We start from the raw sequence: 26,440 nt of genomic DNA, 5'->3' as shown, positions 1-26,440 counted from the left end.
TCGTTGAGGCTCGCCAGTCTACCGTTTTTCCATATCAGCAGTGAATTCAAAGCCGAGGACGGCGGCAATGGTCGCGCCGAACAGAACAATCCCCCAACTGACATAAAGCCAGATCAGAAAGAGCGGAATGGCCGCCATAGCGCCATAAACGACCTCATAGGACGGGAAGAATTCCAGATAAAGCTTGAACATAAATTTTCCAAAAAGGAAAAGCGCGGTTGCAATTCCGGCACCGATGAAGGCATGGCGCCATTTCACATCGCAAGCCGGTACGATGCGATACAGGACAAATAGTATGATGAAGGGGAGCAACATGGGCATGACTTCGCTGAGTAGGGAATAGGCTCCTTTCACCTCAAATCCCGTTGCTTCCTCGCTGATATCGATCACCCAGTTTATGAGCGTCAGGCTGGAGCCGACCGCAATGGGCCCAATCAGCGTTATCAATATATAGGTCATCAGCCGTTTAAACGGATTGCGTGTTGCCGCTACCTGCCAGATCTGACTGAATATTTCCTCGATACTGGACATCAGCATAAGTGCGGTAATCGCGATACCCGCAAGACCGAAATAAGTCAGTTGGCTCGCATTGACAGCAAAGTCATTGAGTACGGCATCGACCGTTGATATTTTTGAAGGCAGCAGATTATTGAACAAAAGCGTTGTCAGCTTGACCTTCAGGTGCGTGAATGCCGGGATCGCGGTGAAGAGGGCAAAGACTACAGCTGCCAGCGGCACGATTGCGAGCAGAGTTTGATAACTCAGGGCCGTCGCCATGCGCAGGCAATGCTGATCCTTGAAATGGTGCCAGATGCGGATTAGCAGCGCGACAATGAAAATATTCTGCACCTCGTCTCCTCAGTCGGTTGATCTAGTCTGGGAATTTAGTGACTGCGAGTTCTCCGCCAATGCTCCAATCTTCCTTGGAAACATCATTGATCACCACATGGACACTTGCCTCACTGCAACCCGTGATTCGAGCCATTTCTGTGGTCATTGATTTGACCAGCTTCTGTTTGGTCTCCCGATCCCGTCCTTCAAACATTTCAATTCTGATAATCGGCATTCTTTGTCCTATTGATTTAGTTAAACGATATTATGCTCTGATATAGCCTCTCCTGTCACCAGCCTAGAGAAGGAGAAGCGATTTAGATCGAGGCTGCGGTATTCTCCGAATGTGATTAACTCGGCGATGGCACGTCCAACGGCGGGTGATTGTTGCAGCCCATGGCCGGAGAAACCATTGGCGAAATAGAAGTTGGTGACGTCGGGATGCGATCCCAGAATGGCATTTTGGTCTAGAATGTTATAGGCGTAGTGTCCGGCCCACGCGTTTTCGAGCTTGATGGCCTCGAAGGCGGGAACACGATGTGCCAGAACCGGCCAGATATGTTCCTCGAACCATCCGTAATCAACATTGAAATCTGTGCAATCGGGATCATTCTCCGGCCCGGGCGAACAGCCCGCTAGAAATTGATGCCCTTCGGGGCGAAAATGCACGCCGCTTGGATCAATGATCAAAGGACAGCCGGTAATTTCCGTTCGACAGCTGAAGCTATAGGCAAATCTCTTCCGGGATCGAACAGGTAGATCAATGCCCGCCCATTTGGCGACTATCGCCGCGGCCGGGCCCGCCGCGTCAACAATATAACCTCCAGGAATGCGTGTGCCATCTGCAAGAAGAACGGCGGATACCTTGTTTCTGTCACCGTCAAGTCCCACAACCTCCTTCGCCATATAAGAGGCCCCGAGGGAAATTGCTTTCTTCCGGAACGCCTGATTAAGACTGTAGGCATCGAGCCAGCCTTCCCCGGAAAGGCCCAAGGATCCCCCGGCGAGATCAGTGACATTCATCCAGGGAAACCCCCTTGCAAGATCATCTGCGTCCAGCAGGCCGACATTGACGCCAAGCCCTCGTTGGATGGCATTATTGCTGTACAGGCGTGGAATATGACGATCTTCCGCCAGAAAGAGATAGCCCTGTTCATGGTAGCTGACGTCAACCGGGGTATCATCTACTCCAAGTAAACTTGATATCTGACCCAGGAATTCTTGCGTGTACTGAGACATCTGGATATTTTCCGGCGTTGAAAACTGTTGCCGGACACCTCCCCATGAGCGGGCGGTGGAGCCAAATTCATAACTTGGATCTTTTTCGATAACGGTGACAGTGCCGGAAAACCCCGGCGTGGCCTTAAGGAAGTATGCAATGGCGGAGCCGATGACTCCACCGCCGACAATCACAACATCTCGGGTTGCTTCCATTAGAGTTCCTGTCCATATAAGGTGTAACGATGTAGTTTTGACTGCTGCATTTCTATATGACAGATCGGACCGTTCATGATCAATTATTTCATTCTCGCCGCCGTTGTCGCAACAGCTCTGGTTCTGTTATTCGGCGTGCTGACTTTCGCCCGGGGGGCGAGTTCAATCGCCGCTATGGGAATAAACTGATGCGTTTGCGCATCCTGATGCAGGCAATAGCTGTTGTCCTCATGTTGATCGGGTTTTGGATCGTGAATACTGGTAGTTAAACGTATAAGGCGAAGGCAGCACATGGTAAAACTGACCAAAATCTATACGCGTGGCGGAGATAAGGGAAAAACCTCGCTGGGCGATGGTGCCCGGGTGAGCAAGACAGATCCAAGGGTCGAGGCCTATGGTGATGTAGATGAAACCAATGCCGTGATTGGCCTCGTCCGGCTTCATGTGTCTGGGGAAGCGGATGAGATGCTCGCGCGTATCCAGAACGATCTCTTCGATCTTGGGGCTGATCTTTGTACGCCTGAACAGGAAAATCCGAAATATCCTCCCCTCCGGATTGCACTGGAACAGGTTGAACGGCTGGAAAAGGAAATTGATCGCCTCAATGCAGAACTTTCACCGCTCAACTCTTTTATTCTACCGGGCGGATCGACTGCTTCTGCAAATTTGCACTTGGCGCGGACAGTCTGCCGGCGGGCGGAACGGCGGATGATCTCTTTTGGCGATTCGAACATCCTCAATCCTGTTGCCATCGCCTACATCAATCGACTGTCTGATTTTCTGTTTGTTCTGGGCCGTTACCTCAATAACAAGGGGGTGGAGGACGTTCTGTGGGTGCCGGGCGCAAATAGGTGACCTTTTCTGGTAAATTTTGGCCGGAAATAGACATCTTTCAACTGTGCTAAAATGTCCTGCTTCGGCGAATTGACAGATAGTCATTAGCTATTTATTGTGCACTGCCGAATAAGAGTAGAAACAACGTATCTAATAACCTGAAATTCATACCGTCGGAATACGGGCTTTCGTCGGATGTGAAAAAACTATGACCCTGGAGTAGACCGATCCATGAAAGTTCTCGTCGCTGTTAAACGTGTCGTGGACTACAACGTTAAGATCCGTGTTAAAGCGGACAAGACTGGTGTAGACCTCGCAAATGTCAAAATGTCCATGAACCCCTTCGATGAAATCGCTGTAGAGGAAGGGCTTCGCCTGCGCGAAGCTGGTGTCGCAACGGAAGTTGTCGCCTTGTCCGTTGGCCCACAAGCCGCCCAAGAAACCCTGCGGACTGCGCTTGCGATGGGTGCCGACCGGGGCATTCTTGTCAAAACCGATGAAATGGTGGAACCGCTTGGCGTTGCGAAACTGATGAAGGCCGTGGCAGAAGAAGAAAAGCCGGACCTTATTATTGTTGGTAAGCAGGCGATTGATGATGACTCCAACCAGACAGGCCAGATGCTGGCTGCTCTTCTGGGTTGGTCGCAAGGTACATTTGCCTCCAAGGTCAGCCTTGAAGACGGCACGGCGAAAGTCACCCGCGAAGTTGACGGTGGTCTGCAGACGATTGATCTGAAAATGCCGGTTGTGGTGACAACGGACCTTCGCCTGAACGAGCCCCGCTATGCGTCCCTGCCGAACATCATGAAAGCGAAGAAAAAGCCGATTGATGAAAAAACACCGGAAGATCTTGGCGTTGATATCGCGCCACGTCTGACGACGTTGAAAGTGGAAGAACCGGCGAAACGTGAAGCTGGCGTAATGGTAGAATCTGTCGCGGAGCTGGTCGACAAGTTGAAAAATGAAGCGGGGGTTATCTAATGACTGTTCTTGTTCTTGCTGATCATGACAATGAAGCGTTGGGTGCCGCAACTTTAAACGCAGTTACTGCCGCAACCAAGTTGGGTGGCGATGTTCATGTGCTGGTCGCCGGAAATGGCTGCGCGGCTGTTGCAGACGAAGCGGCGAAAGTCGCTGGTGTCGCCAAAGTCCTGCTGGTTGAAGATGCTCTGTATGCGAACGCCTTGGCCGAGAATATGGCTGCTTTGATCGTTTCGCTCGCGGATGGATATGATGGCATTCTTGCTGCTGCGACGACGTCGGGTAAAAACATTCTCCCACGCGTTGCGGCACTTCTCGACGTTGCACAGATTTCAGAAATTGTTGAGGTTGTCTCTCCGGATACCTTCGTTCGTCCGATCTATGCCGGTAACGCCATGGCAACAGTGCAGTCTGGCGACGCCAAGAAGGTGATTACAGTTCGTTCGACCAATTTCCCGGCAGCGGAAGCAACAGGCGGTTCCGCCTCTGTTGAAGCGGCTAGTGCCGCCGCAGATAGCGGACTGTCGACTTTTGTTAGTGATGAACTCTCTGAATCGGAGCGCCCGGAGCTTACATCGGCGAAGATCGTTATTTCCGGTGGTCGCGGTATGCAGTCCGGCGATAACTTCCACCTTCTGGAGAAGGTGGCCGATAAGCTTGGTGCCGCAGTCGGCGCAAGTCGCGCCGCTGTTGATGCAGGCTTTGTTCCCAATGACTATCAGGTTGGACAGACCGGTAAGGTCGTTGCGCCGCAGCTTTATATTGCTGTTGGTATTTCCGGCGCTATTCAGCATCTTGCCGGCATGAAGGACAGCAAGGTGATTGTGGCGATTAACAAGGATGAGGAGGCACCGATTTTCCAGGTTGCCGACTACGGACTTGTCGCGGATCTGTTCAAGGCCTTGCCAGAGCTCGATGAAGCTCTGTAGTGGCGCAAATGAGTCAGGATTTCGGCGTAATGATCACGCTCACCTCTATGCTTGGAATTAGGCAATGATAAATAAAGTAAGTGTGATTGGCGCCGGTCAGATGGGCAATGGTATTGCCCATGTCATGGCGGTCGCTGGTATTGATGTGTTTCTTAAGGATATTTCCAAGGAACAGCTTGATAAGGCTCTAAAAACGATTGAGCGCAATCTGAGGCGTCAGGTCGGTCGGGGTGCGCTCTCTGAGGGCGATATCACGAAAGCCTTAAGCCATATCCAGACGGTGACTGATGATGATCATTTATCCGAAGTGGATCTGGTGATCGAAGCGGCGACTGAGAATGAGGAAATCAAGAAGAAGATTTTGGCCGCTCTCTGTCCGCGACTTAAACCTGAAGCGATAATTGCCACCAATACCTCTTCCATTTCTGTGACTCGTCTTGCGGCGATTACGGATAGGCCGGAGAAATTCATCGGCATGCATTTCATGAATCCGGTGCCGGTGATGCAGCTTGTCGAGCTGATCCGAGGTATTGCGACGAATGAGGAAACATTCGAGACGATCAAGGAACTTACCATCCGCTTGGATAAGACGCCAACTCCGGCGGAAGATTTCCCGGCTTTTATCGTCAATCGAATTCTTCTGCCTATGATTAATGAGGCGGTGTATACGCTCTATGAAGGCGTCGGTTCGGTTCGGGCGATTGATACAGCAATGCGTCTTGGTGCCAACCATCCGATGGGGCCGCTCCAGCTTGCCGATTTTATTGGTCTGGATGTATGTCTGGCAATCATGCAGGTGCTCTATGAGGGCCTCGCGGATACCAAGTACCGGCCCTGTCCGCTTTTGGTTAAGTATGTCGAAGCGGGTTGGCTTGGTCGGAAATCCGGCCGTGGCTTTTATGATTACACCGGGGATGAACCGATCCCCACGCGCTAGGCTAAACGCTGCATATCAAATAAAAAGCCCCGGAAATCTAGTTAGACTTCCGGGGCTTTCTTGATTGTAGAGCTGGGCCTAATTGACTTCGAAAAGTCCCGCTGCACCCATGCCGCCGCCAATGCACATCGTCACAACGACATATTTCGCACCGCGACGCTTGCCTTCGATCAGCGCGTGGCCCGTCAGGCGTGCACCGGACATGCCGAATGGATGACCAATGGAGATGGCGCCGCCATCAACGTTAAGCAAATCATTCGGAATGCCGAGTTTATCGCGGCAGTAGAGTACTTGTACGGCGAAAGCTTCGTTCAGTTCCCAAAGACCGATATCGTCCATCTTGAGGCCATTGCGTTCCAGCAGTTTCGGGATCGCAAATACCGGACCGATGCCCATTTCATCAGGCTCACAGCCAGCGACAACAAGGCCGCGATAGATGCCAAGGGGTTCAATGTTCCGCTGTTCAGCAAGTTTGCTATCCATAACAACACAGGCAGACGCCCCGTCCGACAGCTGGCTCGCGTTACCTGCCGTGATGAAGCAATCCTCACCCAGAACCGGTTTAAGGCTGGCAAGCCCTTCCAGAGTTGTGCTGGCCCGATTGCCTTCATCCTGCATAAGGGTGACTTCTTCTTCCAAGGTTTCCCCGGTTTCCTTGTTCACCATTACTTTGGTCGTGGTCATCGGAACGATTTCCTTGTCGAACCGGCCCGCTTCCTGAGCTGCAGCTGTCCGCATCTGGCTTTGATAGCTGTATTCGTCCATTGCCTCGCGGGAGATGCCATAGCGCGTTGCTACTGTTTCTGCGGTTTTCAGCATGGGATCATAAATGGCGGGTTTATTTTCCAATAGCCATTCATTTTGCGCGTGATACCGGTTCATATGTTCATTCACGACAAGGCTGATGCTGTCCATCCCGCCGGCGGCCATGACCGGGACTTTATCAACGATAACCCGCTGCGCCGCCATGGAGATCGTCTGCAGGCCAGAAGAGCAAAAACGGTTGACCGTGGTGCCCGATGTCGTAATGGGCAGGCCTGCCCTGAGTAGGGCCTGCCGGGCAATGTTGCCACCGGTCGCGCCTTCTGGGTTTGCGACACCGAAAATAACATCTTCAACTTCTGCCGGGTCTACTCCAGCACGTTCAACCGCGTGCTTGATAACATGACCACCCAGATCAGCACCATGGGTGTTGTTGAAAGCACCGCGATAGGCTTTGCCTATTGGAGTTCGGGCGGTGGATACGATAACGGCGTCTGCCATAAGATTTCTCCTCAATATTATTTTTTATACGCCCGGCATATCAGACTGAGACGGGAATTGCCGCTAATTCTATATACAGAGTTTCCTGATGGAAAGGCTGAATCTGCACCGGGTTGTGATGGCGGCGAAATTTCGACGAAATAGCGGAGGCTTATTCTGACTTACACTATTTCAAGAACCGATTCTGGCGGCCGGCCAATGCGTGCCTTGCCATTGGCAAATACAATGGGGCGCTCAATCAATTTCGGATGATCAACCATGGCCTGAAGGAGAGCGTCATCGCTGAGTGATGGATCTCCAAGGTTATTGTCCTTATAGTCTGCCTCCCCTTTTCGCATAAGATCGCGGGGCTTCATATCCAGCTGTTTCAGAATTTCCACAAGACGTTCTTTTGTTGGAGGGGAGGAGAGATATTCGACTACTACAGGCTTAATATCGTTCTCCTGCAAGAGCGCGAGGGTTTGTCTGGATTTGCTGCAGCGCGGGTTATGGAAGATCTCGACAGACATTATTTTTATTCTCCGGAATAGATAGTGGTTCTTATATTCACCTACCTATGTAGCGCAGCGGTGATCTGGATGCTAGCCGCTGAATGACAGGAAAGCCGGTTTCGCAATTGAGTGCTTGCTTGCGCGCGGTCAATTGCATATTTAAGCCCCATGACTTCTTACACGACAACCCATAGTAACCTGCAGAAGCCGGGCGTTCTGACTCGGATCGGCTCCATGATCGGCCTTGTGAATTGGCTCGGATTCATCACCTTGCTTTGGAAGGAGGTGCGCCGGTTTTTGAAAGTACCGCTGCAAACCGTGCTGGCACCAATGATGACAACAATCCTGTTTCTGGCGATCTTTACTCTCGCCTTTGGCGGCAGCGAGCGCTATGTGGGAGAGGTTTCCTACGCGAATTTTCTGGCGCCCGGCCTGATCATGATGGCGGTTATTCAGAACTCATTTGCCAATACCTCTTCTTCTATTCTGATATCCAAAATTCAGGGAAATATCGTCGATATTCTGATGCCGCCTCTCTCGGCCGCGGAATTAACGCTGGCGTATGTTCTGTCGGGCCTCGCCCGGGGTCTGACGGTGGCCTTGGTTGTCGGGATTGTCATGTGGTTACTTATCGATATTTCGATTCATTCCTGGGCGGCAGTAATCTACTACGTCATCGGTGCGGGCCTGATGCTGTCTTTGCTGGGAATGATCGCGGGGATCGTGTCTGAAAAATTCGATCATATGGCCGCAATGACAAACTTTGTTATCATGCCGTTGTCATTTCTATCTGGTACTTTCTATTCGATCGACCGACTTACTGGTGTCTGGTACCAGATCAGCCATCTGAATCCGTTTTTCTATATGATTGATGGGTTTCGATATGGCTTTATCGGGACCTCAGACAGCAGTCTTTGGGTCGGTGCTGTGTCGATCGCGGCGCTGGACATTTTGCTCTATATTGCCGTCTGGGCGCTCATAAAAAGCGGATATCGCCTGAAAGCCTGAAAATATTGTCTCTGGCACAAGAGTTTGATTGACAGAAACCGGTCTCCTGTCAATACTTCCGCGCTTTCTGACAGCGGAAATTGGCCGTATGTCCCGTCACTTCGTGGAGAAAGCATATGATTCCTGCTTTGTTATCAAATTATGCTCCTGCTGATCTTTCCTTTGAAAAAGGGGAAGGCATGTATCTCTATGGGAATGACGGACGACGATACCTCGATTTCGCGGCTGGCATAGCAGTGAGTGCCATGGGGCATGCCCATCCGAAGTTGGTCGCAGCTTTGACGGATCAGGCGTCCAAGGTGTGGCATGTCTCCAATATGTTCCGTATTCCGGGGCAGGAAGAGCTCGCCGAGAAACTCGTCAATGCGACATTTGCTGATGCCGTTTATTTCTGTAATTCAGGGGCCGAAGCAAACGAATGCGGTCTCAAGATGGTGCGAAAATATTTCAGTGCCAATGGTCATCCGGAAAAATACCGGGTCATTGCTTTTGAAAACTCCTTTCACGGGCGTACCCTCGCGACCATTGCGGCAGCGGGTCAACAAAAACTTTTGGATGGTTTTGGCCCGGCGGTTGAAGGCTTTGATCATGTCCCAGTTGGGGATATTGAGAAGGTGAAGGCGGCGATCACTAATGAGACGGCAGCGATTCTGATTGAGCCAGTACTTGGTGAAGGCGGAATTCAGGTCGTTGAAGCAGAGTTCATGCGTGCACTTCGAGAACTTTGCGACGAACATGGTCTGCTGTTGATGCTCGACGAGATTCAAACCGGTATGGGCCGGACGGGCAAGCTGTTCGCTCATGAGCATGCGGGAATCACCCCGGATATCCTGACGTCCGCGAAAGCGCTTGGTGGCGGATTTCCTGTCGGCGCTTGCCTAGCGGTTGAGAAGGTTGCCAAAGCCATGACGGTCGGCAGCCATGGATCTACCTACGGCGGAAATCCTCTTGCCATGGCCGTGGCAGGTGCCGTCGTTGATGTGATAACAGAGGAAGGTTTTCTCGATCATGTGAGCCAGATGGGCAATCACCTCAAGCAGGGACTTGCCGGTGTTGTTGATCGCCATCCCGATATACTTGAGGAAATACGCGGCATAGGTCTGCATATTGGCCTGAAATGCAAAGTTGAGAACACCAAGGTCGGCGACAAATTGTTGGAACTTGGCGTTTTAACAGCGAAGGGGGGCGATAATGTGGTTCGTCTGCTACCGCCGTTGGTCATAGAAGATACACAGATATCAGAATTTATAGGTCTTCTGGATGAAGCCTGCACGGAGCTTGAAAATGGCTAAGCCACAACATTTTCTGGATTTGAACGAGTTATCGAAGGCCGAAGTACGGCACATCATTGATGACGGGATTGCGCTTAAGCAAGAGCGTGCCGGCCTGCCGAAAGGTACGGAGGACAAGGAAACTCCGCTTGCGGGGCTGACACTTGCGGCAATTTTTGAGTTTCCCTCAACCCGGACCCGCGTTTCCTTTGACATGGCGATGCGTCAGCTCGGCGGTCATACGATCGTTCTGAATGGCAATGACATGCAGCTTGGCCGCGGAGAGACAATCGCCGATACCGCGCGCGTGTTGTCGCGCTATGTCGATGCAATTATGCTTCGGACAGATGAACATTCCAAGCTGCTTGAGCTTGCGGAATATGCGACTGTGCCGGTTATAAACGGCCTGACAAACGGGAGCCACCCCTGTCAGTTGATGGCTGATGTCATGACCTTCGAAGAAGCGCGCGGGCCGATCAAGGACAAGATCGTTACCTGGTGCGGAGATGGTAATAACATGGTCACATCCTGGATTCATGCGGCTGGATTGTTTGATTTCGAATTTCGTATCGCTTGTCCGGAAGAATTATCACCAGACCCGAAAGCACTCGCCTGGGCTAAGGAAATTGGTGCAAATGTCCATGTCACTCGTGATGCGGCGGAAGCGGCAGCGAATGCGCATTGCATTGTCGCGGACACTTGGGTGTCTATGGGGGATGATGTTGCCAATCGTCATAACCTGCTGATGCCTTATCAGGTGGATGACGCATTGATGGCACGTGCGGCGGCTGATGCTGTCTTTATGCACTGCCTGCCTGCTCATCGCGGAGAGGAGGCAACGGCCGACGTCATGGATGGCCCGCAATCGGTGATTTTTGATGAGGCCGAAAACCGCCTGCATGCTCAAAAAGCTGTCCTACGCTGGTGCCTCGGCACCTGATACTCCTTTAATTTGGTGAGAAAAGACTGATGGCCCAAGACGGTCAAAAAATAATTACTGATGATCTTATCCAGCCTTTCCAGATGGCCAAGGCCGGGGTACGCGGTCGGATCGTGCGAATGGGAAGTATCGTCGATTCGATCCTGAACCGGCACGGTTATCCTGACGCGGTGGCCCAGTTTTTGGGGGAGGGGATTGTGCTTGCCGCGATGCTGGGAGGTGCGCTCAAGTTTGACGGTATATTTACGGTTCAGACCAAGGGGGATGGCGCGATTTCCATGATTGCCTCGGATATGACGACGCCGGGAAATATGCGTGGTTACGCATCCTTCGATCAGGAAAAACTTGATCTCATAACTTCCTCTGCTGTGGCGATGAATGTGGAAAACTACTTGGGCAAGGGCTATGCGGCCTTTACCATCGATGCAGGCGAAGAGCATAAAAGATATCAGGGCATTGTTGATCTGGAAGGGGAGAGCCTCGCCGACTGTATGGAGAATTATTTCGATAAGTCGGAACAGATCGACACGCTCTTGCGCGTAGCGGTTACCAAGGTTGATGGGAAATGGCGTGCTGGCGGCCTGATGATCCAGCGGTTGCCGGATGAAAACGCAACGGAATTCAATCAGGACCAGGAAGAGGAAAACTGGCGCAATGCACAAGCCCTTGCGGGCACAATTACGCCCGAAGAACTGACAAACTCACGTCTTAAATCGGCTGAATTGCTCTACAAGTTGTTCCATGAAGATGGGGTTTGGCTTTATGATCCTCAGGAACTCGCCGATCAATGCAGCTGTAGTGCTGAGCGGGTGATGAATACTCTTAAAACCTTCGCTGGGGCGGATCTAGAGGACATGGCAGATGATGGTGTGATCACCGCGGATTGCCAGTTTTGCTCCAGTAAATACGAAGTTCGAGTTGAGGATATCAGCTAGCGGCAGAATACGCGGCCAACCCGAAACAGAGGGTTGAATTTCGTCCAAGGACCGTAATAGAGTGGGGCCGGTTCAATCCTTCGCAAAGGTGAGAGTAACATGGCAGGCCTCCGTCGTTTTCTGACAACCCTATCCCTTCTCATGACAACCGCACTTCTGGGGTGCGTGGATGCGCCGCCAAACCCGGTATATCCCGAAATCACCTTTCAGCATTTGAATCCGTTGTATTTGAATGTTGGTGAGATCAAGATTGTCGACGAATTTACGCCGCCGCTCAAGCATCCGCACGTAGAGCATGAATTGCCTGTCTCCATTGATCAATCGGTGCGTAACTGGGTGCGGGACCGTCTGCGGACAACGGGGAACAGCGGTGCGATAGCGACAATCACCATCAAGGACGCAAGTGCCGTTGAAAAGGGCTTGGATAAGGATACCGGTCTGAAAGGGCTGATAACAAAGGATCAGTCGGAGCTTTACGTCTTTCATGTTCTGGTGGAGCTTAAAATCACCGAGATTTCGGGTTCTTCCGCCTTTGTAACGGCGGAGGCGACCCGGTCGAAATCTGTACCGGAAGGGATTACGCTCAATCAGCGGGAAAAAACCTATTTCACACAGGTAGAGGCGCTGATGCAGGCGTTTGATAAGGAAATGGAAAAGAATATCCGGACCTTCATGGGGGGATATCTGCGCTAAGGCGCAAATTGTTCTGCCTTTGACGCTCAGCTGATTCAATATATCTCCGTCGGATATCCTTGTGCTTTCGCCTAATTTGGCTTAGCTTTGCGAACAGTTCAAACGATTGACCTAAATTGATGCCTGAAACAAAACAAACAGCTTCCGACCGGATGATAGAAGCCGCGGGCCGACTCTTTTCTGAACGGCCGTTCGATGCGGTTTCGACGCGGGAAATAGCTTCAGCTGCGGGGGTTAACCTTTCCGCCATTTCCTATCATTTCCAGAATAAGGATGGGCTTTATCGCGCAATCTTCAAAAAGATTATACTGGATTTGAAACCTGTTCGGGTCGGGCTTGCAATCTTGTTGGAAAACCAACTGACGGCAACCCGTGATGACCGAAAAGCCTATGCCGATTTTATCTCCGCGTTTGTTTCCCGCGTTGTTGATAGCGCGTTTTCACCGTCCACAAGATGGAAAATGCGCTTGCTCAAGCGGGAAACAGAAATGCCGACGGATTGCTTTCAACTGCTTATGGAGGGGCATGTCGATATCATCCATGACTTGTTGGGAATATTACTCGCCAAGATATCGGGGGAATCGCCAACGAGTGAGAAAATCAAGCTTGAAGCCAATGCAATTCTCTCGCTCTGCCTGCAATATGCACTCAATGAAGAACTTGTGAAGGCGCGGATGGGATGGTCGTCGATCGGATCGTCAGAAATTCAGAAAATTAAAAAAATAACGACGGAAATGGTATTGCGGTCCGTTAACCTAGGGGAATACTGCGGTCAGATAAAAGAAGGATAAAAAGCGTGAAGCTTCTGCTCAAGGTACTGTTGCCGCTTGTTATTTTGGGTGCGGGGATTGCGTTGACTGCTTACCTCGTGGCGACAAAGCCAGTGATTGAGCCGGAGGCTGTGAAGGAACGCGTCTGGACTGTTGCGGCGATTCCTATCGAGTTTAAGGACCAGTCTGTTGACCTGAATCTATTCGGTTCCCTGAAGGCTGTGCGAGACGTCGAGTTAAGATCGCTGGTCGGAGGTGAGGTGATTGAGGTCAGCGATAATTTTCGTGAAGGGGCGCTTCTCAATAAGGGGGATTTGCTCGTTCGCGTTGATCCATTCGAGTTTGAGGCAATGCTCAATGAGAACAAGGCTTCCCTGCTCGAAGCACAGGCGCGCCTTAATGAGCTGTTGGCGATGCAAAAGTCGGAAGTGACAGCACTGGAACGCGAACGTGAAGTGCTGGAACGGGAAATACGTAACGTCGAAAGATCGAATAGCCTCGCCAAAAGGGGCAACATCTCGGTAAAATCTCTGGATGATGCTAGATCGGCGCTTAGCCGTCAGCGTCAGACAGTTGAATTGCGCGAAGCGCAGCTTGATATCATTAAACCCCGCATTAGTCAGCAGCGCGCTGTCATTGACCGGCTTGAGGTGGGGGTCAGGCGAGCCGAACGTGACGTGTCGAATACTAGCCTCCGCGCGCCCTTTAGAGGCTATCTCACGGAAGTAAGTGCAGAATTTGGCAAGAATATCGGGGCGAGCGATAAAGTGGCGAGGCTGATTGATGCGGCCCAGATGGAAGCGCGTTTTTTACTCTCCGACAGCCAATTTGGCCTTCTTCTGGGCAGCAGCGCGGGCATCGTCGGCCGACCAGTCATTGTATCTTGGCAATCCGGAGAGAGCGAACTCGTCTTCAGCGGGCAGGTGGCCCGTCTCAGCCCGGAAATAAGTTCTGAGACTGGTGGGGTGGAGGTTTTTGCCGTTCTGGAGGCGAACGAATATACGCCGCTTCTCCGCCCAGGGGCCTTCGTCGAGGTGGTTTTGTCCGGAAATCGTTATTCCGATGTGGCCAAGCTTCCCGACAGCAGCATTTATGAGAACTCAAAAGTTTATGTTGTGATGGACGGACGATTAGAGCCACGCATGATCGAAATAGTGGCGCGAAATGGCGGCGAGATATTTGTCCGCGGAGATATTAAAGAGGGAGAGTTAGTTGTAACAAGCCGACTACCTGAGATCGGCCCTAATCTGAAAGTGGATGTCCGCTGATGGATCTTAGCCGCCTCGTTAAGATATTTGTCCGTCACAAGAATGCTGCCAATCTGCTGATGATCATGATGATTGTCATCGGGGTGGCGTCCATCTATCGGCTCAACACGCAGTTTTTTCCGGACTTTGGAACCGAGGTGATCACCACCAGCATTATCTGGCCGGGCGCAAGCGCGGAGGATGTCGACGGTAATATCACAACGGCGATTTTGCCGGAGGTTCGCTTTCTCAACGGGGTCAAGCGCGTTACCTCCTATTCCGTGGAGGGCAGCAGCGCAATTGTTGTGGAGTTTGAGCCCGAAACCGACATGCAGGCGGCCCTTTCCGATGTCGAACAGGGCGTTACGCAAATCACGACCTTCCCCGATACCATCGAAACGCCCATTATAAAGCGGGCTGTGATCTATGATCCCATAGCTCGCCTTTCGATCTCAGGGCCGTATTCAGAGGCGGCCCTCAAGCAGATTGGCAAGACAATGCGCGACGACCTGCTGGATCTCGGAATTGACAAGATTACTCTTTTCGGCGCACGGGATGAGGAAATCTGGGTTGATGTCGACAAGAGGGATTTGCGGCGGCTTAATCTCAGCCTTACCGATATTGCTGCGATCATTCGCGATAATTCCCAAGACGTGCCGCTTGGGACTGTTTCCGGCAGTTTTGAACGTCAATTGCGATCACTCGAACAGAAGACCAATGCGAAGTCTCTTGGAGAGTTAGAGATTAAGTCATTCGACGATGGGCAGAAAATTTACTTGCGCGATATAGCCAATGTTCGCGACCAGTTTGTCGAAAAAGGATCAACAGGATTGCACCATGGCCGCGCAGCGGTGGAAATCAGTATTCAGCGGGCCCAGTCGACGGATGCCTTGAAAGCGGCAAAGATAGTTTCTGATTATTTTGAGCAGGAAAAGGGGCGCTGGCCAGCTGAACTTGAGATCAAGCAGTATGATGTGCAGGCAGGCCTGATTGAAGATCGTATCCGGCTCTTGTTGTACAACGGGGCGAGTGGACTGGCTCTTGTCCTGATTATCTTGTTTATCTTCCTCAATGTTCGTGTCGCCTTTTGGGTGGCGGCTGGTATCCCGGTTGCGATTTTTGCGACTGCGGGTGTTATGCTTTTGACAGGGCAGTCGATAAACATGATCAGCCTGTTCGCGATTATCATGTCCCTTGGTATCATTGTTGATGATGCGATTGTTGTCGGCGAACACGCTTCATACCTGCGTTCGACCGGAATGTCTGCGGCTGAGGCTGCGGAGCGAGGGGCGCTTAGGATGTTGGCACCGGTTTTTGCCTCAAGCCTGACAACGATTGCCGCTTTTTTACCGATTTTCCTGATTGGGGATATCATTGGACAAATCATTCGTGCCATCCCGTCAGTCGTCGTAGCGGTATTGATCGCTAGCCTGATCGAATGCTTCTTAATATTGCCGGGACATATGCGGCATGCGCTCCGGTTTCAGGGAAATGGTGCCAGTCGGCTACGCCAGAGTTTCGATGAAAAATTTCGCTATTTCCAAACTCATCTGTTCAAGCGCCATGGTGGAACTCGCCGTGAGCTGGCGGTATGCGACGCTTGCCGCTGTCGTTGCCATGTTGATCATTTCTTTCGGCTTCTTTTTGGGGGGACGGATCGGATTTAATTTTTTCCCCTCTCCCGAAGCAAATGTGATTAATGCCAATGTAGTTTTTGCACCCGGCAGTGCGCGCGGTGATACGGAAACCATGGTCAAAGAGCTGGAGCGTGCACTCTATAAGGCCGAGAACGATCTGACGGATGGGGAGGGCGGCCTTATTATCATGGCGCTGGGTAAGATCGGCATTAGTACCGGTGATCAGTTCAGCTCTGTTTCTGGTGATAATCGCGGCGGCATGATGGTGGAGCTCATTTCCGCCGATCTTCGGAATGTTAGGACGGCGGATTTTGTCAAGGCATGGCGGAAAGAGATCATGGAAATGCCGGGCCTTCAACGGATTGCATTGACTGAGAGGATCGGCGGTCCGCCGGGCCGGGAACTGGATATCCGGTTAAAGGGGGACGATGTAAATACGTTGAAGGTTGCGGCAGAGGAGGTAAAAGCTCTTCTTAAGAAATTCCGGGGTGTTTCGGATATCGAGGATGATTTGCCGCATGGCAAGCAGGAGATAATTCTTGAGCTGACGCCGCGTGGCAGGGCACTAGGCTTCACGACAGAGACTATCGCGTCTCAGGTACGTGCCGGATTTGAAGGCGTCATCGCTCGAAAATTTGCCCGCGGGGATGAGGAAGTGACAATTAGGGTGCAGCTCCCGCGGGATCAGATCGCCATGGAAGCCTTGCGAGACTTTTACCTGAAAAGTGCCTCTGGGATTGAGGTCCCGCTATCCGCGGTCGTGACCGAACGGAATCAGGTTGGTTTCGCCCGGATCAAGCGCGAGGACGGCGTGCGTGAAGTATCCATTGCAGCGGAAGTGGATGAAAACTTGACGTCATCGGATCAGGTGCTGTCGGCTCTGCCGGAGGGCGGGCTTGAAGCGATTGCTTCGACATATGGTTTGACCTACCGTTTTGCTGGCAAATCAGAGGAACAGGCGGATACGATCGCAGATATGCAGTTTGGTGCCACAATCGGCCTCTCTGCGATTTACCTTATTCTGGCCTGGGTGTTTTCATCCTATTGGCGACCCATTGTTGTGATGTCGATCATTCCTTTTGGCTTGGTCGGGGCAATCTTTGGCCATTACCTACTTGGCTTTAATCTTACCATCCTTTCGATGATTGCGTTGTTGGGATTATCGGGGATATTGGTCAATAACTCTATAATTCTGGTTAGTGTGATTGATGAACGCCTTACCAAGGGGCAGGCATATGCGGAGGCGGTAGTCGACGGCACCTGCGATCGGTTACGGGCGGTCTTGCTCACGTCCCTCACGACAGTTGGCGGATTGACCCCGCTACTTTTTGAAACCAGTCTTCAGGCGCAATTCTTGATCCCGATGGCCATTACCTTGGTGTTCGGATTGTTGGCGGCGACGTTTTTGGTTCTTTTTCTGGTGCCAGCCTTGCTAGTCATTCAGGCAGATTTCGGCCGGGTGACGGGCTGGATAAAGGCGTTCTACTTTCCGAAAGCTCAGGCTGATTAACGATTAGCGCTGCCAGAAACGGCGGGAGAAAAGCACGAGTACGGTAAAAAGCTCAAGGCGCCCGAGCAGCATGCCAAGTGACATCAGCCATTTTGCTGGATCAGAGAGCGATTTAAAAGTCCCGGACGGACCGACAGTCTCCCCAAGGCCCGGGCCCACATTCGTGATGGATGTTGCCGCGCTTGAAATCGCGGTCAGGAAATCCAGACCGGTGAGGCCGAGCGCGATTGTGAGCAGGGCGAAGATTACAATAAAAAGAAAAACGAAGCTGGTGACCGATCCAATGGTTTCCTCGGCAAGTGGCTGACCATTGTAGCGCGGTTTATAAATTGCGCTTGGCCGGATCATCTGCATCAATTGACAGCGTGCGGTTTCCACAAGAATTTGAATGCGGAAGATCTTGATGCTGCAAGAGGCTGAGCCCGCACAACCACCAACAAACATAAAAAAGAAGAAGGCTGTCGTACCAAATCCACCCCAGTTGCTGTAGTCGGCGGTGGCATAGCCTGTGCCGGTAATAATGGAGGTTACATTGAAAGTGGCATGTCTCAAGGCGACCCAAAAAGAGATGCCCTCATGCCGTATTTGCCAGATGGTAATGGCTACAATTCCAATCAGGACGATCGAGAGAAACCACCTGACCTGACTATCCGTAAGAAAGCTGCCCGGTTTTCCTTTGACGATATGCAGATACATCAGAAAGGGTAGGGCGCCCAAAATCATGAAAACGACCATGATACTCTCAACAAGCGGGCTTTCAAAATCACCGGCGGATTGATCAGAGGTAGAAAATCCGCCTGTCGAGATTGTCGTCATTGCATGAGTAACAGCATCGAATAAGCTCATCCCTGTCATCCAGAGGGCAAATGTGCAAATCAAGCTTAGGACGAGATAGATGTAGCCGATCGCCTTGACGATATCTGCAACGCGGGGCAGAGCCTTTTCTGATGTCGCCTCGGAGGCTTCCATACGGAAAAGTTGCATGCCGCCAATTCTGAGTAGAGGCATGATCGCAATCGCTGTCACAATGATGCCAATGCCACCAGTCCATTGAAGTAAAGCTCGCCACATCAGGATGCCGGGTGGCGCTGTATCAAGACCGGTCAGAACTGTTGATCCGGTGGTTGTCAGGCCGCTCATCGCTTCAAAAAAGGCGTCCGTATAGGAGATGTTCATCTCGCTGAATGCGAAGGGCAGGGCCGCAGTTGCCGGGAGGATAATCCAGACGGCAGTCGTGAGCAGGAAAGCCTGACGTCGCCCAAGCTCCAGGCCGCTACCGCGATTTGAAAGAAACAGTCCGCCGCCTACGAAAATCGACACTGTCGCCGAGACGAGAAACACCTGCCAGTCCCTGTTGCCAACGGCAAGATCGACGGCGGCGGGTACAAGCATGGCGAGCCCGATAAAGACAAGGAGAATTCCGTTGATTGCGAAAATCAGGCGAAAGTTGATCACGGCCCTGCCGCACTCAGCCTTTATCGATGAAAGAGAGTAACTCGCGCCGAGTAATATCTGACCGGCGGAATATGCCGAGCATCGTGCTTGTTACCATCGTGACGCCGTCCTTATGGACGCCGCGTGTTGTCATGCATTGATGGGCGCTTTCGATGATGACGGCGACGCCTTTCGGTTGCAGCGTCCTCTCGATTGTCTCAGCAATCTGTCGGGTGAGTTTTTCCTGAATTTGCAATCTTTTGGCATAGGCGTCCACGACCCGCGCGAGTTTTGATATGCCGACAACCCGATTGCTGGGCATATAGGCGACATGAGCGACCCCGATAATCGGTACCATGTGATGCTCGCAATAGCTTTCGACCCGAATATCTTTCAGGACCACCATCTCGTCATAGCCATTTACCTCTTCAAAGGTGCGGGATAGATACGTGTCGGGATCTTCATTGTAGCCGGCAAAAAACTCAAGATATGATCGCGCTACCCGATCCGGCGTTCCGACCAGCCCTTCGCGTTCCGGATCATCCCCTGCCCAGCGGATCAGGGTTCGCACGGCCTCTTCGGCCTGATCTTTCGTTGGTTTCTTAGGGTGGCTATGTTTGTTCATATCTGAATATTTCCTGAGATGGGCAGCGCCGCCATTTAGTGGAGGGACGACATGGCGTCCGGGCTATCCAGTGAGAACGCCGGAATGTCGACTGCGAACAAATTTCCTTCTTCCGATTCCATATCATAGGAGCCAACCATGATGCCCGACGGCGTCGAAAGCGGCGTTCCGCTGGTATATTCATAAATATCGCCTGGCGCAAGGATCGGTTGTTCTCCGACGACACCTTCGCCGTCCACTGTTTCCGTATGGCCCTCAGCACTTGTAATGCGCCAATGACGGTTACGAAGGGTTACTGTCCGCCTTCCCTGATTCTCTATCTTGACCTGATAGGCCCAGACATAAAGCCCATCCTCCGGGCGGGAGCGGTCGCTCAGGTAGATGGGTGTCACTGAAACCTGGACATTTTCCGTGATTTTGCTATAAGCACCCGCGTCCGTCATATCGTTTCCTGCCCGCCTTCATTCCGATTGGCTCAATTCCCTTGAATATTGCCCTATGGGCCCGTTTTGTCCAGTAAATCGGTAAAAGAACGGTGTCGGCGCGGCGGAAATATCAGTCCCGCCGCCCCATACCTCAATCTGTTTGGTGGCTTAGCGCGTAGCCAAGATCTTCTATCAGGTCATCCACATCTTCAAGGCCGACTGATAGGCGAACCATGCTTTCGGTGATGCCGAGCTCTTTCTTAATGGCGTCATCAACGCTGGAATGGGTCGTCGTCGTCGGATGGGTAATCAGTGATTTCGCATCGCCGAGGTTATTACTGATATCGATCAGTGACAGCCGGTTGAGAGCGGAGAAAGCCTCTTCCTGCCCGCCCTCGACTTCAAAGGTGACAAGTGTACCGCCGCGGGCCATTTGTTGTTTGGCAAGGGCATGTTGCGGATGCGTTTCGCTGCCTGGAAAAATGACGCGGCTTATCGCCGGATGATCTTCAAGAAAGGCGGCAACTTTCTCTGCATTGTTGCACTGCTTATCGACGCGCAGTTCAAGTGTTTCAAGACCTTTCAGCAAGTTCCAGGCGTTGAATGGGCTGAGGGCCGGTCCGGTATGCTTGAGATAGGGGGCGAGAGTATCCTCGACAAACTCTTCCGATCCCAAAACGATTCCGCCAAGGCAGCGCCCCTGTCCATCGATGTGTTTAGTGGCCGAATAAACCACGATATCGGCACCGAGACTGAGAGGATGCTGCAAGACAGGTGTTGCAAAGACATTATCGACTATTACCTTCGCGCCGACCTTATGGGCCAGATCGGAAATAGCCGCGATATCCATGATCTCAAGCGCCGGGTTGGACGGCGTTTCAAAGAAAACACAGGCCGTCTTCTCATTGATTGCGCTTTTCCATTGATCGATGTCGGTGCCATCAATCAAGGTGACATTCACACCGAACCTCGGCAGGACGGTTTCGATAATATAGAGGCAAGAACCAAATAGCGCCTTGGGTGCCACCACATGATCGCCCGCTTTAAGCAAGGACATCAGCGCGCCATTCACGGCTGCCATGCCGCTCGCGGTCGCGCGTGCTGCCTCCGCTCCGTCTTCCAGAAGGATCATCCGGTCTTCGAACATGGAAAGGGTCGGGTTGGCGTAGCGGGAATATATAAATCCCTCATTTTCGCCCTTGAAGCGACCCGCCGCCTGTTCCGCGCTGTCATAGACAAAGCCCGAATTCATAAAGATGGCTTCTGATGTTTCGTTAAATTGGGAGCGTTTGGTGCCGCCGCGCACCAGTTTTGTGGCGGTTCGGTAGCTTTTGGCGCGGGCTTGCGCTGTCTCTTTTTCGTTCGTCATGTTATCCTCGAGGCATAAAAAAACCCCGACCATCGATCAGGGTTCCTACGAGCCCCGACCTTTTAGCGTTTCTTTTACGTGGCCGCAAGCCGGTCGGCACAAATCACCACATCGAAATGATTATCGCCATGGTTATGGGCTGTCAAGAATTTCTGTTGCGGTGAATAGAGACTTTCTGTACTTAATTGTTGGAATGCGGGCGTAGCTCAATGGCAGAGCAGAAGCTTCCCAAGCTTACGACGAGGGTTCGATTCCCTTCGCCCGCTCCATTTTTTTCTGCTACTTCCCTACCATATCTTCGGGGCGGACCCAGTCATTGAATTGCTCCTCTGTGAGGAGGTTCAGCTTGAGGGCGGCTTCTTTCAGGCTGCTGTTGTCCGCATAGGCTTTTTTGGCTATTTTGGCGGCGTTGTCATAGCCGATATGCGGGTTGAGCGCGGTCACCAGCATCAGTGATTGTGCCATCAACTCGTCAATCCGGGCTTTGTTCGCCTCGATCCCGGTAACGCAATTATCCGTAAAGCTGCGGAGCGCGTCGCCGAGGAGCCGGATCGATTGCAGGACATTATAGATGATCACCGGCTTAAACGCGTTCAACTCGAAATGACCGTTGGAACCGGCGACGGTGACCGTTACATGATTGCCCATGACCTGCGCCGAGACCTGCGTCACCGCCTCGCATTGGGTTGGGTTAACTTTCCCGGGCATGATCGAGGAGCCGGGTTCGTTTGCGGGGAGAATCAGCTCACCAAGGCCGCTTCGCGGTCCACTCGCCAGGAAGCGTATATCATTGGCGATTTTCATGGCGCTCGTCGCGATCACATTCAGAACACCGGAAAGCTCGACCAGTGCATCATGGGCGGCAATCGCCTCGAACTTATTCTTCGCGCTGGTAAAGGGAAGACCGGTCAAGTCGGAAAGGTTTGAGACGAACATTTCCGCAAAACCCGGCGCGGCGTTGAGTCCCGTGCCGACGGCGGTGCCGCCCTGCGCGAGTTCCATCACACGGGGGAGCGCATCCTTCAGGCGTGCCATGCTGAGTTCTATCTGACGGGCATATGCCGAAAACTCCTGACCGAGTGTGATGGGCACGGCATCCTGCGTATGCGTTCGGCCGATCTTGATAATATCAGCGAAATAGTCACTTTTTTTCTGTAGAGCCTGATGAATATGCGCGAGCGACGGGAGCAGGTGATGTGAGACTTGCTCTGCCGCAGCGATGGACATGGCGGTAGGAAAGCTGTCGTTGGAGCTTTGGCCTAAATTAACGTGATCATTGGGATGGACCGGGCTTTTTTGTCCGAGCGGGGCACCCAGAATTTCATTGGCGCGGTTCGCGATCACCTCATTGGCGTTCATATTGCTTTGCGTACCCGAACCTGTCTGCCAGATAACCAACGGGAAGTGCTCGATGAGCTTACCGTCGATTACTTCGTCAGCCGCCATGATGATGGCATCGGCGAGCTTGCTATCGAGCTTTCCCAGCATCTGGTTGCTGAGGGCCGCCGTTTTTTTCTGTAGACCAAGCGCACGAATGAGCGGCGCGGGCAGGTGTTCCGTACCGATTTTGAAGTTCTCATGCGATCGTTCTGTTTGCGCGCCCCAATAGCGATCCGCGGGAACAGAAACTTCTCCCATCGTATCCGTTTCAACTCTAGTTGCAGACATGTCAGATCTCCTTTGAAGTATCAGCTTGTCTCAGTATCTGGTGTCACGCCGTCGCATATACAAACAGCGCTTGCAGACAAAGATAAATCGCGATGGCGATCAGGAACAGATTGAGGGTGCGGTCGGCGGCCTTTCCCATTTCCTTCAGCTTTCGGGCGAAGAAAATTCGTGTAATAAACAGGACAACAAAAAGAACCGAGAGAATTTTCAGGATCATTCGGCGGCCGCCAGATCTCTGCCTTCAGATTCTCTTTGGGCTTCATCCGTTGGTACATAAACAGCAATATCATTCCCGCCGCGCGATTTCGCCTCATACATCTGATTGTCCGCGATATCAACCAGTGCGGACCATGCCCCGACATTCGCGGATTGCCGATCGACGATACCAAAGCTTGCCGTCATCATTTTGCCGTCCGGGCGCGCGCCGAGTCCGATATTCCGAAGCCGACGAATGGATTTGAGCGTCCCTTCCGCATCCGTATTGGGCAATAGAATCACAAATTCCTCTCCCCCCACCGGACAATCACATCTGATCCACGAGCGTTGCGGCGGATACTCGCGGCGGCGTTGGCAAGAACCCTGTCGCCGGCTTCATGTCCGTAGCGGTCATTTATGGCCTTGAAGTTATCCAAATCGACGAAAACGAGAGAGAAGGGCATGTTCTGACGTTTGGATATCTTGAACTGCACATCAATGATTTCCTCGCCGCTGTTACGGCTATAGCATTGTGTCAGCGAGTCGATGGAAGCCTGATCGACCAGCAGAGATATGTACATAAGCTGGCTGATGGCAGCAAAAATACATAGTAGGCCTGTCACCATCAGGGTGAGCAGGATCCCAAGCCGTTGATGTGGGTCCGCATTTTCTGGCATGAGGATAAGAATAAACATCTGCACAACGAAGAAGAGGATGAGCGTGAGAACCCCTTCTTTGATCGTGAGCGGAAAGATGGCGAGACACCCAACGATTAGGAAGGGGAACAATAGATACCCCGCGGTGGCAAGGTTGGTGACCGCAAAAATGCCGGTGATATCAAGAAGGGGCTGATACATCGTTTGAAAGGTCAGCAGGATCGCAAAAAAGATGCCGAGTGCTCGATACGCGTCCCGTAAGGTTTCCCCGCCACTTATCCCGAAGAAAAGGGAAAGAAACAGGACGGCTATCAATGCGCGTGTGATCCCAAGGGTGACATAACTTTCAACATCGAATGTCGCAAAATCCAGCAGAAATCCAAGCGGAAAGGCAACCACACAAAGAAGGCTTAAAAACCGGACACGTGACAGGATAACTCGAGCTCTGCGTCGTTTTAGCAGGGGGAATGGCTCTCATTGGAAAGAAGGCGATCTACTGCTTCAACGGACAGCGATTGTCTGCTGCCTCCCGAAAACACATTGTATAAGTAAACCAACACTTGTTGCCCACCCCCGACGCGGCAAAAATCATCGCTCCTTCATAGCAAAAAATTGTCATGAAAGGTAATGAATTTGCGCGGTGTCGGTGGCGGGATCGGAATACTAGCGAGGCCGGTTAAGGAATTTTTCCATCATCTTGTGAGGCTCTTCGCTTTCATAGGAATGGGCAAAGGCTTCAATTCCCAACTGGATGCCGTCGCGCAGCGGATTATTTTCCCAATCGTTGCAGAGCTGCTTTTGAATGGCCATTGCATTGCGACCACCATCAAGAATTTCTGCGATCACCTTGTCAACTTCGGCATCAAGTGCATCATCCTCGACCAGGCGCTGGACAAGTCCGGCATCGCGCGCTTCCGTCGCGCTCAAGCTCCTGCCTGTCAGAACAAGATCGCGGGCGAGATTGAAACCAAGTATCTGCGGCAAAAGCGCGGCGTCAATTACGGACGGGATGCCGACACGTACTTCGGGCATGGCAAACTGCGCACTCTTGCAGGCGATAATCATATCGCAGGCTGCAGCAAGTTCCATACCTGCGCCAAGGGAAAAACCGTTCACACGAGCAACAACTGGCGCATGGAAATATCGCACCTTGTGGCAGGCGTGATGCATATTGGTGATGAATGTCCGGGCAGTATCAGGGTTCAGACCCGCCATTTCGGATATATCCGCCCCGCCGATGAAACTCTTGTTACCGGCGCCAGTCAGGATGAGAATGCCAATGTCCGTATCTTTGTCGAGGTGAGTGAGTGTCTCGTTCAACTCTCCGATCACGATAGAGTTCAGCGTGTTAAGTTTCCGCTGGTTATCGATGGTAACACGGGCGATCTTGCCTTCTGGCGTATCCTCAAGATCGGTCCTGACAAACTTCGTCATTGTTTTCTCCGTTTTTTTTATTAGTTTAAGACTGTGGATGCGGCCTTTATTGCATTTTCACAAGAGTCAGTCTTCACATAAGTGACAATAGAGACGAAAAGATGTTTATTCAGACGAAGCCAGGCGACACAGCGACCGAGCTTGAATTTTTTCCGGCCGAAAAAGTTTTTGAAAGTGGTCCACTTGCCATTGTGCGCGAGCAAGCCGCCGAGAAATCGCCCTTGGCGGCACGGCTTTACGCAATTGACGGCGTTACGGCGGTCACCTTGAAAGAGGAGAGTATTGTCGTTGCCAAGGCAGAGACGGCAGACTGGTCATCGCTGCGGACAGAAATTTTCGGTGCTATCGTTGCACATTTTCAAAGTGGTGATGCGGCCGTCAGAGAGACTGCCGATGATGAAGCTCTGGGCGAATTCGATGCGGAGATTATTGAACAGATTAAAGATCTGCTTTCAACGCGGATTGTACCGGCAGTGACCCAGTCGGGCGGGGATGTTTCTTTTCACAGCTACAAAAATGGTAAGCTTTACCTGAAGTTTCAGGGGCCCGCCTTTTCAATGCTGACCGGCATTCAGAATATGCTCCGTCATTATATTCCGGAGATTACGGCCGTGCTGGATTATCGCGAATCATTGCCGAAGCCGGGGCTGAAAACGGCGGAAGGCCTGGCTATCCAAAATCTGCTGGAAGAGAAGGTCAATCCTTCTATTGCTGCTCATGGTGGACGGATTACTCTCGTAGATCTGCAGAAGGACCGTGCCTATGTCCGTCTTGACGGAGGTTGTCAGGGCTGCGGCATGGCGGATGTGACCTTGAAGCAGGGTGTTGCCGTGGAAATTCAGAAACTGGTGCCATCCATAACGGAAGTGCTGGATGTGACCGATCACGCGGACGGAACCAATCCTTACTATCAGCCATCGTGA

Annotated in this window: 27 protein-coding genes, 1 tRNA gene, 1 pseudogene and 1 riboswitch; of the genes and pseudogenes, 16 read left to right on the top strand and 13 right to left on the bottom strand. The window is 52.0% G+C overall.

Features of this window, described 5'->3' with window-relative positions; translation table 11 throughout:
• Positions 1-18: 18 nt before the first annotated feature.
• Genes AC0L73_RS08815 through AC0L73_RS08805 form a run of 3 tightly spaced genes read right to left on the bottom strand, consistent with a single transcriptional unit; the run spans position 19 to position 2,265 of the window.
• Positions 19-849 (bottom strand): YihY family inner membrane protein, encoded by an 831-nt coding sequence (locus AC0L73_RS08815; RefSeq protein ID WP_227948695.1) that lies wholly within the window; start codon positions 847-849, stop codon positions 19-21.
• Between the two features lie 22 nt (positions 850-871).
• Positions 872-1,066, bottom strand: coding sequence for a 2-hydroxymuconate tautomerase (locus tag AC0L73_RS08810; RefSeq protein WP_227948698.1), 195 nt, complete (start codon positions 1,064-1,066; stop codon positions 872-874).
• A 20-nt stretch (positions 1,067-1,086) separates the two neighbouring features.
• Positions 1,087-2,265 carry an NAD(P)/FAD-dependent oxidoreductase gene (locus tag AC0L73_RS08805; protein ID WP_227948700.1) on the bottom strand — a complete coding sequence of 393 codons (1,179 nt, stop codon included), beginning with the start codon at positions 2,263-2,265 and terminating at the stop codon, positions 1,087-1,089.
• Positions 2,266-2,453: 188 nt separating this feature from the next.
• Between AC0L73_RS08805 and AC0L73_RS08800 the strand changes: the two genes are divergently transcribed.
• The 5 genes from AC0L73_RS08800 to AC0L73_RS08780 all read left to right on the top strand — a co-directional run bounded on the left by AC0L73_RS08800 (position 2,454) and on the right by AC0L73_RS08780 (position 5,946).
• Positions 2,454-2,534 carry a hypothetical protein gene (locus AC0L73_RS08800; protein ID WP_473655431.1) on the top strand — a complete coding sequence of 27 codons (81 nt, stop codon included), beginning with the start codon at positions 2,454-2,456 and terminating at the stop codon, positions 2,532-2,534.
• A 22-nt stretch (positions 2,535-2,556) separates the two neighbouring features.
• The gene (locus AC0L73_RS08795) at positions 2,557-3,120 is read left to right on the top strand and encodes a cob(I)yrinic acid a,c-diamide adenosyltransferase (RefSeq protein WP_227948705.1); all 564 of its coding nucleotides are present in this window, start codon (positions 2,557-2,559) and stop codon (positions 3,118-3,120) included.
• A gap of 210 nt (positions 3,121-3,330) precedes the next feature.
• A complete protein-coding gene (locus AC0L73_RS08790; protein ID WP_227948707.1) occupies positions 3,331-4,080 on the top strand; it encodes an electron transfer flavoprotein subunit beta/FixA family protein in 750 nt (249 codons plus the stop codon).
• Positions 4,080-5,009 (top strand): electron transfer flavoprotein subunit alpha/FixB family protein, encoded by a 930-nt coding sequence (locus tag AC0L73_RS08785; protein WP_227948715.1) that lies wholly within the window; start codon positions 4,080-4,082, stop codon positions 5,007-5,009. The genes AC0L73_RS08790 and AC0L73_RS08785 overlap by 1 nt, the downstream gene beginning before the upstream one ends.
• Positions 5,010-5,073: 64 nt before the next feature.
• Complete coding sequence (locus AC0L73_RS08780) at positions 5,074-5,946, top strand: 3-hydroxybutyryl-CoA dehydrogenase (protein WP_473655349.1); 873 nt, start codon at positions 5,074-5,076, stop codon at positions 5,944-5,946.
• A 78-nt stretch (positions 5,947-6,024) separates the two neighbouring features.
• On the opposite strand, the gene AC0L73_RS08775 is transcribed toward AC0L73_RS08780, so the two are convergent.
• Together AC0L73_RS08775 and arsC are read right to left on the bottom strand one after the other, a co-directional pair.
• A complete protein-coding gene (locus AC0L73_RS08775; RefSeq protein WP_227948719.1) occupies positions 6,025-7,209 on the bottom strand; it encodes an acetyl-CoA C-acyltransferase in 1,185 nt (394 codons plus the stop codon).
• 161 nt (positions 7,210-7,370) lie between these two features.
• The gene (gene arsC / locus AC0L73_RS08770; RefSeq protein WP_227948722.1) at positions 7,371-7,718 is read right to left on the bottom strand and encodes an arsenate reductase (glutaredoxin); all 348 of its coding nucleotides are present in this window, start codon (positions 7,716-7,718) and stop codon (positions 7,371-7,373) included.
• 150 nt (positions 7,719-7,868) lie between these two features.
• Between arsC and AC0L73_RS08765 the strand changes: the two genes are divergently transcribed.
• The 9 genes from AC0L73_RS08765 (at position 7,869) to AC0L73_RS08725 (ending at position 17,711) form a co-directional block, all read left to right on the top strand.
• The gene (locus AC0L73_RS08765; protein ID WP_227948724.1) at positions 7,869-8,708 is read left to right on the top strand and encodes an ABC transporter permease; all 840 of its coding nucleotides are present in this window, start codon (positions 7,869-7,871) and stop codon (positions 8,706-8,708) included.
• A gap of 116 nt (positions 8,709-8,824) precedes the next feature.
• Complete coding sequence (locus AC0L73_RS08760) at positions 8,825-10,000, top strand: acetylornithine transaminase (RefSeq protein ID WP_473655348.1); 1,176 nt, start codon at positions 8,825-8,827, stop codon at positions 9,998-10,000.
• Positions 9,993-10,919, top strand: a complete 927-nt coding sequence (argF, locus tag AC0L73_RS08755) for an ornithine carbamoyltransferase (protein ID WP_227948729.1) — start codon at positions 9,993-9,995, stop codon at positions 10,917-10,919. Before AC0L73_RS08760 ends, argF begins: the two co-directional genes overlap by 8 nt.
• Positions 10,920-10,948: 29 nt before the next feature.
• Entirely contained in the window at positions 10,949-11,854 is a 906-nt protein-coding gene (locus AC0L73_RS08750; protein ID WP_473655347.1) for an Hsp33 family molecular chaperone HslO, read from the top strand.
• Positions 11,855-11,953: 99 nt separating this feature from the next.
• Entirely contained in the window at positions 11,954-12,547 is a 594-nt protein-coding gene (locus AC0L73_RS08745) for a hypothetical protein (RefSeq protein ID WP_227948733.1), read from the top strand.
• Positions 12,548-12,666: 119 nt separating this feature from the next.
• Positions 12,667-13,338, top strand: coding sequence for a CerR family C-terminal domain-containing protein (locus AC0L73_RS08740; protein ID WP_473655346.1), 672 nt, complete (start codon positions 12,667-12,669; stop codon positions 13,336-13,338).
• A 5-nt stretch (positions 13,339-13,343) separates the two neighbouring features.
• Complete coding sequence (locus tag AC0L73_RS08735) at positions 13,344-14,585, top strand: efflux RND transporter periplasmic adaptor subunit (RefSeq protein WP_473655345.1); 1,242 nt, start codon at positions 13,344-13,346, stop codon at positions 14,583-14,585.
• Complete coding sequence (locus AC0L73_RS08730; RefSeq protein WP_473655344.1) at positions 14,585-16,231, top strand: efflux RND transporter permease subunit; 1,647 nt, start codon at positions 14,585-14,587, stop codon at positions 16,229-16,231. The genes AC0L73_RS08735 and AC0L73_RS08730 overlap by 1 nt, the downstream gene beginning before the upstream one ends.
• Positions 16,128-17,711, top strand: a complete 1,584-nt coding sequence (locus tag AC0L73_RS08725) for an efflux RND transporter permease subunit (RefSeq protein WP_473655430.1) — start codon at positions 16,128-16,130, stop codon at positions 17,709-17,711. Before AC0L73_RS08730 ends, AC0L73_RS08725 begins: the two co-directional genes overlap by 104 nt.
• 3 nt (positions 17,712-17,714) lie before the next feature.
• Here the strand turns inward: AC0L73_RS08725 and AC0L73_RS08720 are convergent, their stop codons facing one another.
• The 4 genes from AC0L73_RS08720 to metZ all read right to left on the bottom strand — a co-directional run bounded on the left by AC0L73_RS08720 (position 17,715) and on the right by metZ (position 21,564).
• On the bottom strand, positions 17,715-19,166 hold the full coding sequence (locus AC0L73_RS08720) for a TrkH family potassium uptake protein (RefSeq protein ID WP_227948748.1): 1,452 nt from the start codon (positions 19,164-19,166) through the stop codon (positions 17,715-17,717).
• Positions 19,167-19,179: 13 nt separating this feature from the next.
• Positions 19,180-19,770, bottom strand: a complete 591-nt coding sequence (gene folE / locus AC0L73_RS08715) for a GTP cyclohydrolase I FolE (protein ID WP_227948750.1) — start codon at positions 19,768-19,770, stop codon at positions 19,180-19,182.
• Positions 19,771-19,805: 35 nt separating this feature from the next.
• Positions 19,806-20,213 carry a Co2+/Mg2+ efflux protein ApaG gene (apaG, locus tag AC0L73_RS08710; RefSeq protein WP_473655343.1) on the bottom strand — a complete coding sequence of 136 codons (408 nt, stop codon included), beginning with the start codon at positions 20,211-20,213 and terminating at the stop codon, positions 19,806-19,808.
• A 133-nt stretch (positions 20,214-20,346) separates the two neighbouring features.
• A complete protein-coding gene (gene metZ / locus AC0L73_RS08705; RefSeq protein ID WP_227948755.1) occupies positions 20,347-21,564 on the bottom strand; it encodes an O-succinylhomoserine sulfhydrylase in 1,218 nt (405 codons plus the stop codon).
• 42 nt (positions 21,565-21,606) lie between these two features.
• Positions 21,607-21,684: riboswitch (SAM riboswitch) on the bottom strand.
• 75 nt (positions 21,685-21,759) lie between these two features.
• Here metZ and AC0L73_RS08700 point away from each other — a divergent pair.
• A tRNA-Gly gene (locus AC0L73_RS08700) sits at positions 21,760-21,833 on the top strand.
• Between the two features lie 10 nt (positions 21,834-21,843).
• Here AC0L73_RS08700 and fumC read toward each other — a convergent pair.
• From fumC to AC0L73_RS08680, 4 genes and pseudogenes are all read right to left on the bottom strand, one after another.
• Positions 21,844-23,232, bottom strand: coding sequence for a class II fumarate hydratase (gene fumC / locus AC0L73_RS08695; RefSeq protein WP_473655342.1), 1,389 nt, complete (start codon positions 23,230-23,232; stop codon positions 21,844-21,846).
• 43 nt (positions 23,233-23,275) lie between these two features.
• On the bottom strand, positions 23,276-23,449 hold the full coding sequence (locus tag AC0L73_RS08690) for a hypothetical protein (protein WP_227948759.1): 174 nt from the start codon (positions 23,447-23,449) through the stop codon (positions 23,276-23,278).
• Positions 23,446-24,008: pseudogene (locus tag AC0L73_RS08685) on the bottom strand (GGDEF domain-containing protein). The gene AC0L73_RS08690 and the pseudogene AC0L73_RS08685 overlap by 4 nt, the downstream one beginning before the upstream one ends.
• A gap of 738 nt (positions 24,009-24,746) precedes the next feature.
• A complete protein-coding gene (locus AC0L73_RS08680; RefSeq protein WP_227948763.1) occupies positions 24,747-25,517 on the bottom strand; it encodes an enoyl-CoA hydratase in 771 nt (256 codons plus the stop codon).
• Positions 25,518-25,618: 101 nt separating this feature from the next.
• Between AC0L73_RS08680 and AC0L73_RS08675 the strand changes: the two genes are divergently transcribed.
• Positions 25,619-26,440 (top strand): NifU family protein, encoded by an 822-nt coding sequence (locus AC0L73_RS08675; protein ID WP_473655341.1) that lies wholly within the window; start codon positions 25,619-25,621, stop codon positions 26,438-26,440.

This window comes from Sneathiella sp. D3-11 (genome assembly GCF_055809395.1).
Note: the sequence above shows the minus strand (reverse complement) of the source record. Positions and strands in the feature narration are given on the sequence as shown.